15 protein-coding genes, 2 tRNA genes and 1 riboswitch are annotated in these 15346 nt (G+C 53.3%); of the genes, 7 read left to right on the top strand and 10 right to left on the bottom strand.

The window, feature by feature from the left end; translation table 11 throughout:
• Nucleotides 1-3: 3 nt before the first annotated feature.
• Entirely contained in the window at nt 4-339 is a 336-nt protein-coding gene (locus tag HX778_RS11625) for a multidrug efflux SMR transporter (RefSeq protein WP_038481530.1), read from the bottom strand.
• 177 nt (nt 340-516) lie between these two features.
• Nucleotides 517-606, bottom strand: a tRNA-Ser gene (locus tag HX778_RS11620).
• Between the two features lie 94 nt (nt 607-700).
• On the opposite strand from HX778_RS11620, the gene mtfA reads away from it, so the two are divergent.
• From mtfA to HX778_RS11605, 3 genes are all read left to right on the top strand, one after another.
• Complete coding sequence (gene mtfA, locus HX778_RS11615) at nt 701-1498, top strand: DgsA anti-repressor MtfA (protein ID WP_038481526.1); 798 nt, start codon at nt 701-703, stop codon at nt 1496-1498.
• A 100-nt stretch (nt 1499-1598) separates the two neighbouring features.
• Nucleotides 1599-1674: transfer RNA gene (locus HX778_RS11610), tRNA-Asn, on the top strand.
• 143 nt (nt 1675-1817) lie between these two features.
• Nucleotides 1818-2153 (top strand): gamma-glutamylcyclotransferase family protein, encoded by a 336-nt coding sequence (locus tag HX778_RS11605; protein ID WP_176982054.1) that lies wholly within the window; start codon nt 1818-1820, stop codon nt 2151-2153.
• Between the two features lie 202 nt (nt 2154-2355).
• Here the strand turns inward: HX778_RS11605 and HX778_RS11600 are convergent, their stop codons facing one another.
• From HX778_RS11600 to HX778_RS11585, 4 genes are all read right to left on the bottom strand, one after another.
• A complete protein-coding gene (locus HX778_RS11600; RefSeq protein ID WP_255483381.1) occupies nt 2356-3975 on the bottom strand; it encodes a restriction endonuclease in 1620 nt (539 codons plus the stop codon).
• Nucleotides 3976-4204: 229 nt separating this feature from the next.
• Nucleotides 4205-4507: a hypothetical protein gene (locus HX778_RS11595; RefSeq protein WP_176982053.1), complete on the bottom strand. Its 303-nt coding sequence runs from the start codon at nt 4505-4507 to the stop codon at nt 4205-4207.
• 211 nt (nt 4508-4718) lie between these two features.
• Nucleotides 4719-5294, bottom strand: a complete 576-nt coding sequence (locus HX778_RS11590; RefSeq protein WP_176982052.1) for a DUF1349 domain-containing protein — start codon at nt 5292-5294, stop codon at nt 4719-4721.
• A gap of 24 nt (nt 5295-5318) precedes the next feature.
• Complete coding sequence (locus HX778_RS11585) at nt 5319-6341, bottom strand: LLM class flavin-dependent oxidoreductase (protein WP_176982051.1); 1023 nt, start codon at nt 6339-6341, stop codon at nt 5319-5321.
• Between the two features lie 162 nt (nt 6342-6503).
• Nucleotides 6504-6605: riboswitch (TPP riboswitch) on the top strand.
• A 59-nt stretch (nt 6606-6664) separates the two neighbouring features.
• On the opposite strand from HX778_RS11585, the gene tenA reads away from it, so the two are divergent.
• Genes tenA through HX778_RS11565 form a run of 4 tightly spaced genes read left to right on the top strand, consistent with a single transcriptional unit; the run spans nt 6665 to nt 9808 of the window.
• The gene (tenA, locus tag HX778_RS11580) at nt 6665-7345 is read left to right on the top strand and encodes a thiaminase II (RefSeq protein ID WP_176982050.1); all 681 of its coding nucleotides are present in this window, start codon (nt 6665-6667) and stop codon (nt 7343-7345) included.
• Entirely contained in the window at nt 7342-8082 is a 741-nt protein-coding gene (locus HX778_RS11575; RefSeq protein WP_176982049.1) for an ABC transporter ATP-binding protein, read from the top strand. The genes tenA and HX778_RS11575 overlap by 4 nt, the downstream gene beginning before the upstream one ends.
• Nucleotides 8079-8849, top strand: a complete 771-nt coding sequence (locus tag HX778_RS11570; protein ID WP_176982048.1) for an ABC transporter permease — start codon at nt 8079-8081, stop codon at nt 8847-8849. Before HX778_RS11575 ends, HX778_RS11570 begins: the two co-directional genes overlap by 4 nt.
• Before the next feature lie 26 nt (nt 8850-8875).
• Nucleotides 8876-9808: an ABC transporter substrate-binding protein gene (locus HX778_RS11565; protein WP_176982047.1), complete on the top strand. Its 933-nt coding sequence runs from the start codon at nt 8876-8878 to the stop codon at nt 9806-9808.
• 44 nt (nt 9809-9852) lie between these two features.
• Here HX778_RS11565 and zigA read toward each other — a convergent pair whose 3' ends face one another.
• The 4 genes from zigA to nac all read right to left on the bottom strand — a co-directional run bounded on the left by zigA (nt 9853) and on the right by nac (nt 15116).
• Complete coding sequence (gene zigA, locus HX778_RS11560; protein ID WP_176982046.1) at nt 9853-11073, bottom strand: zinc metallochaperone GTPase ZigA; 1221 nt, start codon at nt 11071-11073, stop codon at nt 9853-9855.
• 144 nt (nt 11074-11217) lie between these two features.
• Complete coding sequence (locus tag HX778_RS11555; RefSeq protein ID WP_176982045.1) at nt 11218-12762, bottom strand: methyl-accepting chemotaxis protein; 1545 nt, start codon at nt 12760-12762, stop codon at nt 11218-11220.
• 385 nt (nt 12763-13147) lie between these two features.
• On the bottom strand, nt 13148-14092 hold the full coding sequence (cbl, locus tag HX778_RS11550; RefSeq protein WP_038481486.1) for an HTH-type transcriptional regulator Cbl: 945 nt from the start codon (nt 14090-14092) through the stop codon (nt 13148-13150).
• Nucleotides 14093-14198: 106 nt separating this feature from the next.
• Nucleotides 14199-15116, bottom strand: a complete 918-nt coding sequence (gene nac / locus HX778_RS11545) for a nitrogen assimilation transcriptional regulator NAC (protein ID WP_038481483.1) — start codon at nt 15114-15116, stop codon at nt 14199-14201.
• Nucleotides 15117-15346: the final 230 nt, after the last annotated feature.

The following is a 15346-nucleotide window of genomic DNA, read 5'->3' as shown; positions in this document are numbered from 1 at the left end:
CAGTTAGTGGGTAACAGACTTTGAGAAAAGCTGAATAATGATGATGCCCACGGCAATAAACAGCATGCCTGCGATAGCCGGCAGATCGAGTTTCTGCTTATAAAACAGGAATGACATCACCGAAACCAGGAAGATCCCCATTCCGGCCCAAATTGCATAGGCAATACCAATATTCATGGTCTTTACCACCTGGGAAAGACCGTAGAATGAAATCGCATAGCCCACGACGACAACCACGCTGGGAACCAGCCGGCTAAACCCGTCGGAGGCTTTCATCATGGTTGTGGCCAGCGTTTCAGCGCAGATAGAGATGGCGAGGATAACGTAAGTATTAAGCATCTTTTTTTCCCGTTGTATAAAATCCTCGGGAGAGTATAGAACTTAATGAGGCGCGGAATTTCAACAACGGGGAAATCACGGGCTCGTTAAGCTTTGTGTCATGCAGAATGGTTGCACCCGACTTCCGGGAGCGAGAGATAGGTCACTGAAATTTAATGCGATTAGTGCTTGAATAATTGGCGGAGAGAGGGGGATTTGAACCCCCGGTAGAGTTGCCCCTACTCTAGTTTTCGAGACTAGTCCGTTCAGCCGCTCCGGCATCTCTCCGTTCTGATGGTTGCCATCATGCCAGGTTATGCGGCATTTTAACAGTCTGGGTTCTTTCGTTTCAGTTCAAACGATGACTTTGCGAGCAAGTAACATGATTAAGTGGCCCTGGAAAGCAAGTGATTCAAGCCCTGACCCCGCTTTGCCGTGGGAACAGGCGTTAGCTATTCCCGTTCTGGCATCCCTCAGTGAAACCGAGCAGCAGAAATTAGTTAGCCTTGCGGAAAGGTTTTTACAGCAAAAACGGCTGGTGCCGCTGCAGGGTTTTGAACTGGATGAGTTGAAGTCCACTCGTATTGCGCTGCTGTTTTGCCTGCCCGTGCTTGAGCTGGGCATCGAGTGGCTGGACGGTTTCCACGAAGTTCTGCTCTACCCCGCGCCGTTTATCGTTGATGACGAATGGCAGGACGACTTCGGCCTGGTGCACAGCCAGCGCGTGGTGCAGTCCGGGCAAAGCTGGCAGCAGGGCCCCATCGTCCTGAACTGGCTCGACGTGCAGGACTCCTTCGACGCGTCCGGGTTTAACCTGATTGTTCACGAAGTTGCCCATAAACTGGACAGCCGTAACGGCGACCGCGCCAGCGGCGTTCCCCTGATTGCTTTGCGCGACGTTGCGGGCTGGGAACATGACCTCCACGCCGCGATGGACAGCATTCAGGATGAAATCGACATGGTTGGCGAAAATGCCGCCAGCATCGACGCCTATGCCGCCACCGACCCGGCAGAATGTTTTGCCGTGCTTTCAGAATATTTTTTCAGCGCCCCGCAGCTTTTCACGCCGCGTTTCGCTTCACTTTACCAACGTTTTTGCCAGTTCTACGGGCAAGATCCAATACAACGTCTGGTTGAGCGCGAAAACTCACCCGGCATTGCCGGAAATACGGTGCATTAAATCAGCAACGCGGCTTAAATTTAATCATATGAATTAATGCGTTACTTTTACTGTTGACAGTTTTTATGGCTAAAGCTAATATTCGCCCCGTTCAAACGATTCCTCTGTAGTTCAGTCGGTAGAACGGCGGACTGTTAATCCGTATGTCACTGGTTCGAGTCCAGTCAGAGGAGCCATATTTGAGAAGCCTGCTTAGGAAACTAAGCGGGCTTTTTGCTTTTCTAAATACCCCGCTTTCCCGTTGCCAGCCGCCCAATTACGCCGTATGTTAAATCCCCTTCCCCACCCCTGATTTAGCTGCTCTGCACGAGGAGGAAAAATGGAATCATTGTTTGTCTACGGCACGCTTCGGCCCGGCCATGTTAATGCACATATCATGGAGAACATCGGCGGAGAGTGGCGGCCTGGCTACGTGAACGGGACTTTTTATGAAAAAGGTTGGGGAGCCGCCGCCGATTTTCCCGGCATCTTGCTGGACAAGAACGGCCCGGAGGTGCACGGCTATCTGTTTATATCTCCCAACCTGCACGAACACTGGCCGATGCTGGATGAGTTCGAGGCCGGTTACGATCGTGTAGAGATTGATGTCACCACGCTTGATGGCAGGACGGTGACCGCCTGGATTTATCAGCTACAGCCACGGGTTATGGCTTAGGCAGCTTCAACTTTTTTTCGCAATACTCGCTGTACCTGGGCGATGTGTTTAATGATTGTAAGATCTGACGGCATCTACCTCAGTTCAAATTAAAACCATTGATCAAGCTAAATGCTTTAAGAATAAACAGCAGAAGAAGCGGACTTTCTAGCCCGCGACTGTTTAGCACCATCAGCTAACAACTGAGGCGTACTGATTGAGATTAATAATTGCGATTAATGCGAGCAAAAACGCCCGCATGCTCTTTTAATAGATAAAGAAGCCCACCACCATCGATGAGCTCTATTGGTTTATCTTCACAAAATCGATAAGCATCTTTACCGTATTGGCTGGTACAGACCAGTATCCCTTTATTCGCTCCCTCGTTCATCATTGTGCCGTACAAATCTCTGACCGCACTGACACCAACAGTATCTTTATATCTTTTTGCCTGAATAACTACCTTCCCCCCCAAGATTGGACGCGTATCAAATGCAACTGCGTCAACACCGCCGTCTTTAGTACCTCGAGTAAGTTTCGTATCTAACCCCATTTGCGTGAACAGATTTGATACCAAAACTTCGAATTCGGATGGAGAAAGTTCCATTAAATTTGGGCGTGCCTCAAGCCCTGATAAAGCATCCCCTTGATCAATGAAACGTTTATCGACCATGTCAAATTCAAGAATCGGCTTAACTGCCTGAAGCTCATCAGGCCGTACAGAAACATGAGCACCCAGACTTTTGAGGCATGCACTTTTTTCAACCCGGTCAAGTTTGATTTGCATAAAATCGTCTTTGTGAGCTCGTGTTGAAACTAAAGTAACGTTAATATCATGTCCACTACTAGGATCTATGGTATCGATGACCCCATTAAAAAGAATGGAATTCAAAGCTGAGGCCTTGTCTGCCTCAAATAATTCGTGCAATGTCCGAAGTGTGACCGCCGCAATTATATTTTGATAGAGTGACTTTATCTCACCAATTTTCCGTGCTTTTGAATCAATAGCATCTCTTGTTTTTACATATTTATACTCAAGTTGCTGAGGTACAATGGATATTTCTGGCAAAACATATTCAACCACCAACTCTTTACTTTCAGACAAATACGCCAATCTAAAGGACTGAGGAAAGCCCGTTTCAGGGTATTCAGAACGAGTCAAAACCATTTCACAATAGGTCAGCACGCTATCAGGGACACAGCTTAAATAATCTTGCTCAAATTGATCCACTTCTTCATGCTGTGTATTTATTTCTTCAAGATAGGCTGCCTTACACTGCTCATAGTCTGAAAGTAACGAATCTAATTCAAGATGTTTTTCTGCAGCCCTCTGTGAATATTCTTCTTTTCTTCTTGTATAACAAACTTCAGCATCCTGTATTCCGCGTAGATATTTATTCTTTACCCAAGGAAAGATCATTTTCCAGGCGGCAGGGGTCTTTACAACTATCAGTTCGGGTTCAGCTTCAGGTAACAAATGCTCAGGTGTTCTAAAATCTTCAAACTTCGGTATTTTCTTCAATGTTTTGAAATCTATCGAATCATCAAATTCAAGAGTGTGTTCGAGTATGTTTGAAAGTGAGGTAATAGCTTCTTTAAGCTCAGAATTGAGATCCAAAACCTCATCCTGTCTTGCTTCTAAGTACATTGCTTTAGCGGCTTTTTCAGCCTCTTTTTGATCACGCATCCTTAGAGTGTTAGCTCTTTTGGTTTCGCGATCTAAACGCCGAATTTCTGCAACATAATGCCTTTCTGATCTTTTCCGTTCACGTTCCGCCGCCGCTGCTGCTCTAGCCGTTGCTCGAATTAAGCCTTCAAATCCCGATCTACGTCCCATATTCATCCCCAAGTATCTTCCGTAGTCAATTAACCCATGACCTTAGCAAGAATCGATAAATAACCATGAATTTTTAACTTATATCAATTTACTATGTAGGCACTCAAGGACTTCAGAATGCTTGCACATATTCATACTGAGACTCACCGATTTATTATCTTTTAATTAAAAAACACCTATTTTTGTTATCAAACCTATTTATAGGACACCAAGTTAAACTCATCGCCCGTGCTGATTAGTTAAACAACAAAGAAGAAAGCCCAACGGCCATCACGACGCCCATGACGACCTGCACGAGGACAACCAGAAATGCGAGCACGCCAAATACGGTGATTTTTCTGCGAAGAATGCATGTCACACCGGATAATACCGCGCTAAACAGCACTATTTTAAGCAGATAGCTCAGCGGCACCAGAGCAGGGAGGTTGGCATGTATCCCGACGATACCTACGAGCCCAAGAAGAAATCCCCCGCAAAAACCCCATCCCCAAAACGTCATCGGCAAACTGAGTTGCCCCGTGACCAGTCTCTTCAACACAACGCTATCCCTTTATAATGTTTATATGTAAACGCCAGTTATCTGGCTTATTCAGTACGGTAATGCGCCGTATATAATAACCTCTTCTAATACGATTCAATGCCGCTAAATAAAAATCATAACCTACCAAAAATAGTAGGCCTGCCTTTTGTTTTTCCAAAATAGAAAAGCCTGCTGGGTCTCCCACGGCAGGCCTGGAAACATACAGGCGTCAGCTTAAATCATGCAGGTCTTTATTCAGCGCGTCGCTCAGCACAATATCTTCGAAGTTCACCGCCAGGCCGCCGCGCTGTGGCGTGCAGCACATCACGCCTACCCGGCACTTATTGGCGACAGGGAAATGCGCCAGCCTCAGCAGCGGCCAGGTTTTGCCGTCGGCGGAATATTGCAGCCGCAGGCTGTCGCCCTTTCTGGTCAGGCGCATCCAGAACAGATTCGCGTTACCGGGGAACACGCCGGTGGCCCAGTCGGAATGCCCGAGCGTCAGCACGCTGCCGATGGCCGGGGCGCCGTCGTTGAACTCAATGCCTGCTTTTAACCAGTGGTATTCGTCCACCATTAGCATGATCCCGGCCTGGTCGTAGAGCGCACTGAAATCAGCGATAACCTTCACCTGGAAGGTAAAGTCCCCGCTTACGTCGCAGCCATAAAAATGGCCGGAGAAGCGCTCAAAGCCGTACCATGTTTTGCGCCAGAAGTCGGTTTGTTCGTCGGTGACGACCGACAGCGTGCCGTCATTTTCACGCCAGACTTCCGGCGCATTAATCCAGTAAAACTCCGTGTTCATGGCATCACCTTTTCCCTGTTGGGTTCACCGCCAGCCCAGTTCCGGCGCGATGTGCTTCAGAATAGATTCGATTACGTGCACGTTATAGTCCACGCCCAGCTGGTTTGGCACGGTTAACAGCAGCGTATCGGCTTCGGCAATCGCTTCATCCTGCGCCAGTTGCTTAATGAGCAGTTCCGGTTCGGCGGCGTAGCTGCGGCCAAAAATAGCCCGGGTTTGTGGGTCGATGTAGCCCACCTGGTCGCCTTCTTTGCCGCTGCCGCCAAAGTAGTTGCGGTCGCGCTGATCCATTAACGCGAAAATGCTGCGGCTGACGGAGACGCGCGGCTCACGCGCATGGCCAGCCTCTTTCCAGGCGGCACGATAGGCGCGGATTTGCTTCGCCTGCTGGATATGGAACGGCTCGCCGGTTTCATCAGTTTTCAGCGTCGAGCTTTGCAGGTTCATCCCTGACTGCGCGGCCCACACAGCGGTCGCGTTGGAGCTTGCTCCCCACCAGATTCGCTCGCGCAGTCCGGCAGAAAACGGCTCAAGGCGCAACAGCCCCGGAGGATTGGGGAACATCGGCTGCGGGTTCGGCTCGGCAAAGCCTTCGCCTTTCAGCGCTTCGAGGAACACCTCGGTATGGCGGCGAGCCATATCGGCCTCGGTTTCCCCTTCTCCAGGCACATAGCCAAAGTAGCGCCAGCCGTCGATCACCTGCTCAGGAGAGCCGCGGCTTATCCCAAGCTGCAGACGTCCGCCGGAAATCAGGTCGGCAGCACCGGCATCCTCCACCATATAAAGCGGATTCTCATAACGCATATCGATAACGCCAGTGCCGATTTCAATACGTTTAGTTTTTGCCCCAATGGCTGCCAGCAGCGGAAATGGCGAGCCTAGCTGGCGAGCGAAGTGATGCACACGGAAGTAAGCCCCGTCCGCGCCAAGCTCTTCTGCGGCAACGGCAAGGTCGATAGATTGCAGCAGCGTGTCTGCCGCAGAGCGGGTGCCAGACTGGGCAGAGGGCGACCAGTGGCCAAACGAGAGAAAGCCAATCTTTTTCATCGGATATCGTCCTTAGACTCGGGGTAATCGGCCTACAGTGACAAAAGTTTCGCCCCAAACGCCAGCAAAATATTGAGATACCGCACTAAACGAATCACCGGTTTGATCGGGGCCAGGCACAGCGCCTGACGATTGTAATCAAAAAGTAAATGTCGTATAACAGGCACCTCCGAGGGGTGTCCTGTATGGGCTGAGATGGCGTAAGCCGAACCCTTTGAACCTGATCTGGGTCATGCCAGCGAAGGGACGGTCGGCAATTTCGCCTGTGTTATTGCCTGTTCATACCTCTGCGCGCCCGGATCTCCACTTACACAGGAGGTCCCATGTACACCCCACTTTTCGAAAACGGTCTTTACGGACGGCTGCGTCAGCAGGCCGGTCGCCACTGGCAGGATTATGTCGATCATCCTTTTCTGCAGCAGCTTGCCGTCGGAACATTGCCCAAAGCAGCATTTCAGCGCTATCTGACCCAGGATTACCTTTTCCTGATCCACTTTGCCCGTGCCTATGCCCTGCTGGTGAGCAAGCTCCGCACGCTGCCCGAAATGCGCGCCGCGACCGCCTCTCTGAATGCAATAGTCTCTGAACTGCCGCTCCATGTGGCCTGGTGTGCAAGCTGGGGTTTAGACGAGGAGCAGATGGCCGCCCAGGCGGAAGCACCGGAAACAATGAATTACACCCGCTACGTGCTGGATATCGGCCATTCAGGTGACGCGCTCGATCTGCTGGCCGCCCTGATGCCTTGCGTGGCTGGCTATGCCGAAATCGGACTTGGCCTGCTGCACAGCCCCGATACGGTAATGGAGGGCAACCCCTACGCCACCTGGATCCGTAACTATGGCGATGAGGGTTACCTGGCCGGGGTGCAGGCCGCTGTTCAGCTACTTGAAAACGTAGGGCGTCAGCGTGGGGCAGAGAGCCGCTTCGCCGAGCTTTCGCAAATTTTCACCACCGCAACGCAGCTTGAATCCGCCTTCTGGCAAATGGGGCTGAACGCCTCATGACCGAAAGCCATGTCTCGCCGGGCATTCAGGTTCGCGATCTCAGCCTGCGGTTTGGCAGCCAGACCATTTTTGAAGGGCTGAATTTTGATATTCCTGGCGGGAGCTTCGTTGCCCTGCTGGGCGCGAGCGGGGCCGGTAAAACCAGCCTGCTGAAGATTATCGCCGGGCTGGCGCAGGCCAGTGCCGGAAGCGTGACCTGCAGCGACGGCCAGCCCGTTGCCGGGCGCATAGCCTGGATGGGGCAGAAAGATTTGCTTTATCCGTGGCTGAACATCGAGCAGAACGTGGCCCTGGGTTCGCGCCTGCGTGGCGAGACTGTTGATCGCCAGTGGACGACGCATTTGCTTGAGCAGGTTGGGCTGGCGGGCTATGCCAAAGCTTTGCCCGCCGCGCTGTCTGGTGGTATGAGGCAGCGCGCAGCTATCGCCAGAACGCTCTACGAACGGCGGCCGATAGTGCTGATGGACGAGCCGTTTTCGGCGCTGGACGCCATTACCCGAACGGCGATTCAGGATCTGGCGGCGGAGCTGCTGGTAAAAAACACCGTGCTGCTGATCACCCACGATCCTATGGAAGCCTGTCGGCTCAGCCACCGCCTGCTGGTGCTGTCCCGCTGGCCTGCGGGCCTCGATGATACGCATATTATTGCCGGGCAACCGCCTCGCGCGCCGGACGATGTGGACCTGCTGAAAAGCCAGGCAAGCCTGCTGCAACAGCTGATGAGGGCCGCAGAATGAGGTCACCCTCAGAAAGTCATGCTACTCGCCTGTGCCGGGGGCTGACCGTCTTCGCCGGGTTGCTGCTGCTCTGGTATCTGCTCACCCTCGGCAATATTCCCGCCTTTCTTTTGCCTTCACCTTCGGCGGTGGCGCTGGCGTTATGGCATGGCCGCGACTATCTCGTCTGGCACACGCTGGTCACCGCCTCAGAGATTATCAGCGGCCTTATCCTCGGCGTGCTGTTCGGCGCAGGCCTGGCGTTGGGCATGATGTTTTCCCCCCGCCTGCAGCGCTGGCTAATGCCGCTGGTGCTCACCAGTCAGGCAATCCCGGTCTTCGCCCTGGCTCCGCTGCTGGTGCTGTGGTTTGGCTTTGGCATGAGCGCCAAAGTGGCGATGGCCGTACTGGTTATCTTCTTCCCGGTGGTGTCGTCGTTCTTTGACGGGCTGCGTCGGGTGAACAACGACTATCTGGATCTGGCCCGCACCATGGGCGCTTCGCGCTGGGCACAGCTGAGGCACGTGCGGCTGATGGCGGCGCTGCCTGCTTTTGGATCAGGCCTGCGCATGGCGGCCGCAGTGGCCCCCATCGGGGCAATTATTGGCGAATGGGTCGGCTCTGCCGAAGGGCTGGGCTACGTCATGCTCAACGCCAACGCCCGTATGCAAACCGACGTCTGTTTTGCCGCGCTGTTTATTTTAGTCCTGATGACCGTTCTGCTTTGGCTGGCGGTAGATGCCCTGCTGCGGCGGTTGATCGCCTGGTCGCCTGAAAACACTGAATAACCGTCTTAATTAAGGAACCAATTAAAATGAAAAAAACGATTTGTGGCCTGCTGCTCACCGCTGCCTTTGCCGCCCAGGCCTCCGCCGCCGAAAAGCTGACGCTGGTGCTCGACTGGTACATCAATCCCGATCACGCGCCGATCATGGTCGCCGAACAGATAGGCGCTTTTAAAGCTGAGGGACTGGATGTGAAGATTATCCCGCCGTCCGACCCTGCCCTGCCGCCACGCCTGGTCGCCGCCGGGCAGGCCGACCTGGCCATCACCTACCAGCCGCAGCTGCATTTCTTTGCCGACCAGGGCCTGCCGCTGGTGCGCGTGGGCACGCTGATAAACTCGCCGCTGAATACGGTGATGACGCTGGATCAAAACATCAAATCGCCGGCGGATCTCAAGGGCAAAAAAATAGGGTATTCCGTGAGCGGTATTGAGCAGGCGACGCTTGCCACCATGGTTGAGCATGAGCACATCAGGCCGGAAGAAATGAAGCTGATAAACGTTAACTTCCAGCTGACCAGCGCTCTATTGGCGGGCCAGGTGGATGCGGTGATCGGCGGCTATCGCAATATCGAAGCGCTGGAGCTTAAACTTCAGGGTAAAACGCCGACGGTGTTTAACGTCGAGGACTACGGCGTCCCGGCCTACGATGAGCTGATTTTCGTGGCGAACCGCAACGCGGCCAACGAGCCTAAAATCAAAAAATTCCTCGCCGCGCTGAAAAAAGGCAACGAGTACCTGCAGGCACATCCGCAGGAAACCTGGCAGGCATTTGCTAAAGCCCACGCGGAGCTGAATACCGAGCTGAACAAGCAGGCCTGGCAGGCAAGCCTGCCGCTGTTTGCCGCTGACCCGGCAAAACTCGATCGTGCACGCTACCAGGCTTACGAACAGTTCCTGTTTGATAACAAGCTGATCAAGAAAATCACCCCGGTAGACGACTACGCCGTAGAACTGCACTAAGCCAGATAGCCCGGCCGCCTGCAAACGGGCGGCCGGGAATTCGGTCAGTCAAACCAGGCATCTATCGGATCGTAATAGCGTGCCCAGGCTTTGGGACCTTCCGCCATCTCGGCATCGGTGAGCAGCGCATATTCCAGCTTCTCACGCAAAACAGCCTCATCCATATCAATACCGATAAAGACAATTTCCTGCCGCGCATCGCCGATGCCGTCTTCCCAGTTGTTTAAAATGTGCTGGAGACTTTCTGGGTCCTGCGGCCACCGTTCACGGGGAATACCAGCCCACCACATTCCCGCCAGCCCCTGACGCATCACGCCGCCCGCGTGGGACCAGGATCCGGCATGATGAGGGCGACTCGCCAGCCAGAAAAAACCTTTGGAGCGAATAACGCCTTTTAGCCCACCGTCGGTCACCATCTGGAAACGTGCCGGGTGGAAGGGACGACGAGCGCGAAAGACAAAATTGCGAATGCCGTATTCTTCCGTTTCGGGCGTGTGCTCCCCGCGCAGCTCTTTGAGCCAGCCCGGAGCCTGTGCGGCGGCGTCAAAATCAAACAGGCCGGTATTCAGCACCTGGTCAAGGCTTACCTCGCTAAACGCCGAAGTAATAATTTTTGCCCTCGGGTTAAGGGAATGCAGCATGGACATCAGGCGGCGCTTCTCTTCGTCACTAATAAGATCGGTTTTATTGAGGACAAGCACATCACAAAATTCGATCTGGTCAATCAGCAGGTCAACCACCGTGCGCTCGTCTTCTTCCCCCATCGATTCCCCGCGCGACTGAATGCTCTCGTAAGATTCATAGTCACGAAGGAAGTTATATCCGTCCACCACCGTCACCATGGTGTCGAGCAGCGCGATATCGGACAGGCTCTCACCCTTGTCGTCCACAAAGGTAAACGTCTCGGCGACCGGCAGCGGTTCAGAAATCCCGGTTGACTCAATCACCAGGTTATCAAAGCGGCCCTCTCTGGCTAGCTGGCTAATTTCCACCAGCAGGTCTTCGCGCAGCGTGCAGCAAATGCAGCCGTTGCTCATCTCCACCAGCTTCTCGTCGGTGCGCGTCAGGCTCGAGCCTCCCTCACGCACCAGCGCCGCGTCGATGTTCACCTCGGACATATCGTTGACGATCACCGCCACCCTGCGCCCTTCCCGGTTGTTTAAAATATGGTTCAGCAGCGTGGTTTTCCCGGCGCCCAAAAAACCGGACAGCACGGTAACGGGCAGCTTTTTCGCCCCTTTGTGGGCCTGTGTAAACGATGACATTGCAACTCCTTACCGACCATGTCGTTATTATTGATATGTTATAACATAACAATAATGATGAATGTTGTCATGCCGGAAGCGAAAAAAGCAGGCGCTAGAAATGAAAAAAGCCAGCGGGCGCTGGCTTAAAGAAGGGGTGAAAGGTTATTGCAGGCGGAACACGCGCACCAGGTCACGCAGCTGTTTTGCCTGGTCGTTAAGCGACGCCGCCGCCGCCACCGACTCTTCCACCAGCGCGGAGTTCTGCTGGGTGGTTGAGTCAATCATGCCAATGGCGCTGTTGATCTGGGAAATGCCGTCGGTTTGCTCCTGGCTTGCCTGCTTGATTTCGCCGAGGATGGTGTTCATTTCCTGCACGTTTTCGATCATACCGGCAATCTGCGCGTTGGCTTTCTCCACCAGGCCCATCCCTTCACGGGTCTGGGTGGTCGAGTTTTCAATCAGGCTTCTGATCTCGCTCGCGGACGAGGCGCTTTTCTGCGCCAGCTGGCGAACTTCACCGGCCACCACCGCAAAACCGCGGCCGTGCTCACCCGCGCGAGCCGCTTCCACCGCCGCGTTCAGCGCCAGAATATTGGTCTGGAACGCAATGGAATCGATAAGGTTAATGATGTCCGACATACGATTAGAGGTTTCGTTAATCACGCGCATTTTGCTGGTGACCTGAGACATCATCTGGCCGTTGTTTTTCACCACCGACGCGGCTTCGGATGAGAGTTTGGTTGCCTCGTTGGTGTGGTCAAAGGTGTTTTTCACCGTAGAGGTAATCTGCTCCATAGAAGCAGCCGTTTCCTCTACCGAGCTGGCCTGCTCTTCGGTACGCGCCGCCAGGTCCTGGTTACCGGCCACGATTTGCGCGGCGGCAGAAGAGATAGTTTCCGAGCCCTGCTGAACCTGATGGACAATCTCTTGCAGGCGCACTTTCATGCTCATCAGCGCCTGCAGCAGTTCGCCTGTTTCGTCTTTATGGGTCACCGTGATGCTGCCCGTAAGGTCACCTTCCGCAATCGCCTCGGCAAACTCAACGGCCTGAACCAGCGGGCGGGTGATGGAGCGCACGATGAACATGCCAATCAGGGTACCCAGCGCAATGCTCAGCAGCGTCAGCAGGACGGTGACGAGCCGGTTGGATCGGTAATCTTTATCCACCTGCAGCCCGGCGGCGGCCATCTTTTGGTTCTGGATGACGATAAGCTCCTGCACCTTATCTTTGTATTTTTCCTGAATCTGAATGGTAGTGGCCATCATTTCCTGCAGCGCGCCGGCCCGGTTGTTCTGCTGCACCGCCTGTAAAATACGAAAACGCGAGTCCAGATACTCTTTACGGATGCCAGTCAGCTCCTGCAATGCTTTTTGTGAAGCCGCGTCGGTGCTGGATTTGTTTAAATCGGCCAGCAGCGCGGTAATGTGCGCGCTAATTTCGGCCAGGTGCTTTTCTGACTTCTGACGAAAGACGCCCGCTTCGTCCAGCAGCATCAGCTGCTGCGTATTAACAAACTCCTGGAAACTATCAATCAGGTCGTTGGCTTTAACGGTCGTCGGGTAATCACTGTTAACAATGGTCTGGATGCCGGTATTTGCCCTGCTGAGGCTGAGTAAAGAAAGCCCCGAGCTGAATACCATCAGCACAATAAAAATAGCGATCGTCAGCGTTAATTTGCTGCGAATTTTTACATCATGTAGTGACATTTTTTCTCCCTTGGGAAGCGTATTTTTATGAATGCGCAAAATCCTCTGCGGTCGAAACAGCAGAAAATAAATAGCACAAAGGGATGGAAGCACCTCGTACAGGCTTATCGGATACATTCTGATTAACTTTATGAATTTGATCGGTTTTTTCGTATGGTCAGGCCACATAGATAGCTGAGAGCTATTAATTGAATCGCAATTGATCGATAATTTGCGATAGGGAGCGTTTTTCTGTCTTATTTTTCTCAGCGAGAAACTTTCTCAACACTATTTTTAAAAATACAGCAAGCGCGCGGTAAATATAAATTCACCGCGCACCGCTTTATTTAATTATTTAATATTTTATTAACAACGCCACAAATACCACAATTAGGGTATGGGCATATCAGATTTGATAATCGATGGCGGGTTCTTCGGGCTCAAGCGCCAGGCGCTTAATTTCGTCGACCGAAAGCTCCGGGTTGCACAATTCAATAAAGCGCCAGACATAGTTTCGCTGCAGCTGCCCGCGTCGAATGCCAAGCCACACGGTGTTGGCGTCAAACAGATGGCGAGTGTCCAGGCGTACCAGACTCCCTTCTTCACCGCTGGCCTGGTCGGCCACCAGCCCAATCCCCAGGCCGAGCTCGACGTAGGTTTTCACCACGTCGGAGTCCTGGGCGCTAAGCACCACATCAGCCGTCAGGCCTCTGCGGGCAAACGCCTCATCTATGCGTGAACGGCCGGTTATCCCCTGGCGGTAGGTGATCAGCGGCCAGCGGCTGATATCATCCAGCGTCAGCGGGCTGGTATGAATCAGCGGATGCCCCTGCGGCACCAGCAGGCTGTGATACCAGCGGAACCACGGGTAGGCGACCACCAGCGGGTCGGTGCTCAGGCGTTCGCTGGCGATGCCGATATCAGCCGCCCCGCTGTGCAGCAGGGATTCAATTTCCTGTGGCGTACCCTGAATAAGCTCGAGGCGAACTTCGGGGAATAATGCGCGAAAGGCTTTGATCACCACCGGGAGGCTATATCGAGCCTGGGTGTGGGTCGTGGCTATCGTTAACACGCCGCTGGTGTCATTGGTGAAGAGATCGGCCAGGCGACGAACGTTACTGGCTTCATTAAGAATGCGTTCGGCGATCACTAACAGGGCCTTGCCCGGTTCGGTCATACCTAATAACCGTTTGCCGCGACGAATGAATATTTCAATGCCCAGCTCTTCTTCAAGCTCGCGAATATGACGGCTGACGCCGGACTGAGAGGTGAAAAGCATGTTGGCGACTTCGGTGAGATTGTAGTCCCGCCGCGCCGCCTCGCGGATTATTTTAAGTTGCTGGAAGTTCACATCGCCCCCGGGATCGTGACTGTTCTTTACACCATTGTTAAAGTCACAGCCCCGGCGGGACAAATAATAAAAACCAGCAACCTATTCCATTTAGTAATAAGCGAACTTAACCCACCAGCATCAGCTCGCGATTTTCCAGCGCCGGGCGGGTCACCAGAGACATAAGAATTTCTTTTACCGCCTGGGCCTGAGGGGAAAGCGGTAAACGCGCGGAAAGGTTCAGCGACAGCGGTAAATTTAGCGACGGACTGGTGATGCGTGCCATCCAGCCGCTGGCCGAATCGGCAAGCGAACGAGCCGCAGATTCCGGCAGCACGGTCACGCCCATACCGCTGGCAATCGCCGCAGTTAGCGTCGAAATTGACTCGATTTCGCCGATGATTTTTGCCGTCAGGCGGCGCAGGGAAAAAGCCTCATCCACCCGTTTGCGCACCGCGCTGTAGTCGCGTGGCAGGAAAAGATCCATGGCGGCAACGTCAGACAAATCTATCGTCGTGCCCGGGCAGTCACGGGTGCCCACCAGGAACAAATCTTCTTTCAGCAGCGGCTGGCTGGTTAGCCCGGCCGTTGGCGTGCGGTCATACAGAACGGCCATATCAAGCTGCCCGCTGAGCAGTTTGTCGTTAAGCTGCGACCCGCTGTTTTCATGCAGATAAACCTGCACATCCGGCAACTCGGCACGCACGGCCTGCAGCAGCGGCATGGTAATAGAGGAGGCTGCCATCCCAGGCGCCAGGCCAATGGAGACGTGCCCGTTAATGGTCTGGCCGACGTTATTAACCGCCAGCTGCGCCTGCTCACACTGGCGCAGAATGGTCCGCGCATGAGCATAAAGAATTTTTCCCGCTTCCGTCGGCGTTACGCCTCGTTTGGTGCGGATCAACAGCTGCTGATCCAGCTCCCCTTCCAGGGTGGCAACCTGCTGGCTGAGCGCCGGCTGTGCGATATGCAGTACTTCTGCCGCCTGGGTCAGGCTGCCAATATCAACGATTTTTACGAAGTACTTCAGTCGTCTTAAATTCATTTTGCCCCCTATTACGGAATGCCAGCGCCAGTCATGGCAGTGATGTCGTAGAAGGTTTTGCAATATGCTTGCCACATTTCTCGTTTACGGCACAAACACGATAACAGGCTGGATAATAAGAGAAACTAATAAAGCCTTCGGGGATGATTAATGAAACTGGGGTTTTGCTTATGCCCCATAAGAGGTATGAATGCACCACGAGGGTGCATTTCTGAGACTGAAAACAGCGT

The organism is Cedecea sp. P7760 (assembly GCF_013386425.1).
GTDB lineage: Bacteria > Pseudomonadota > Gammaproteobacteria > Enterobacterales > Enterobacteriaceae > Cedecea > Cedecea selenatireducens.
Note: the sequence above shows the minus strand (reverse complement) of the source record. Positions and strands in the feature narration are given on the sequence as shown.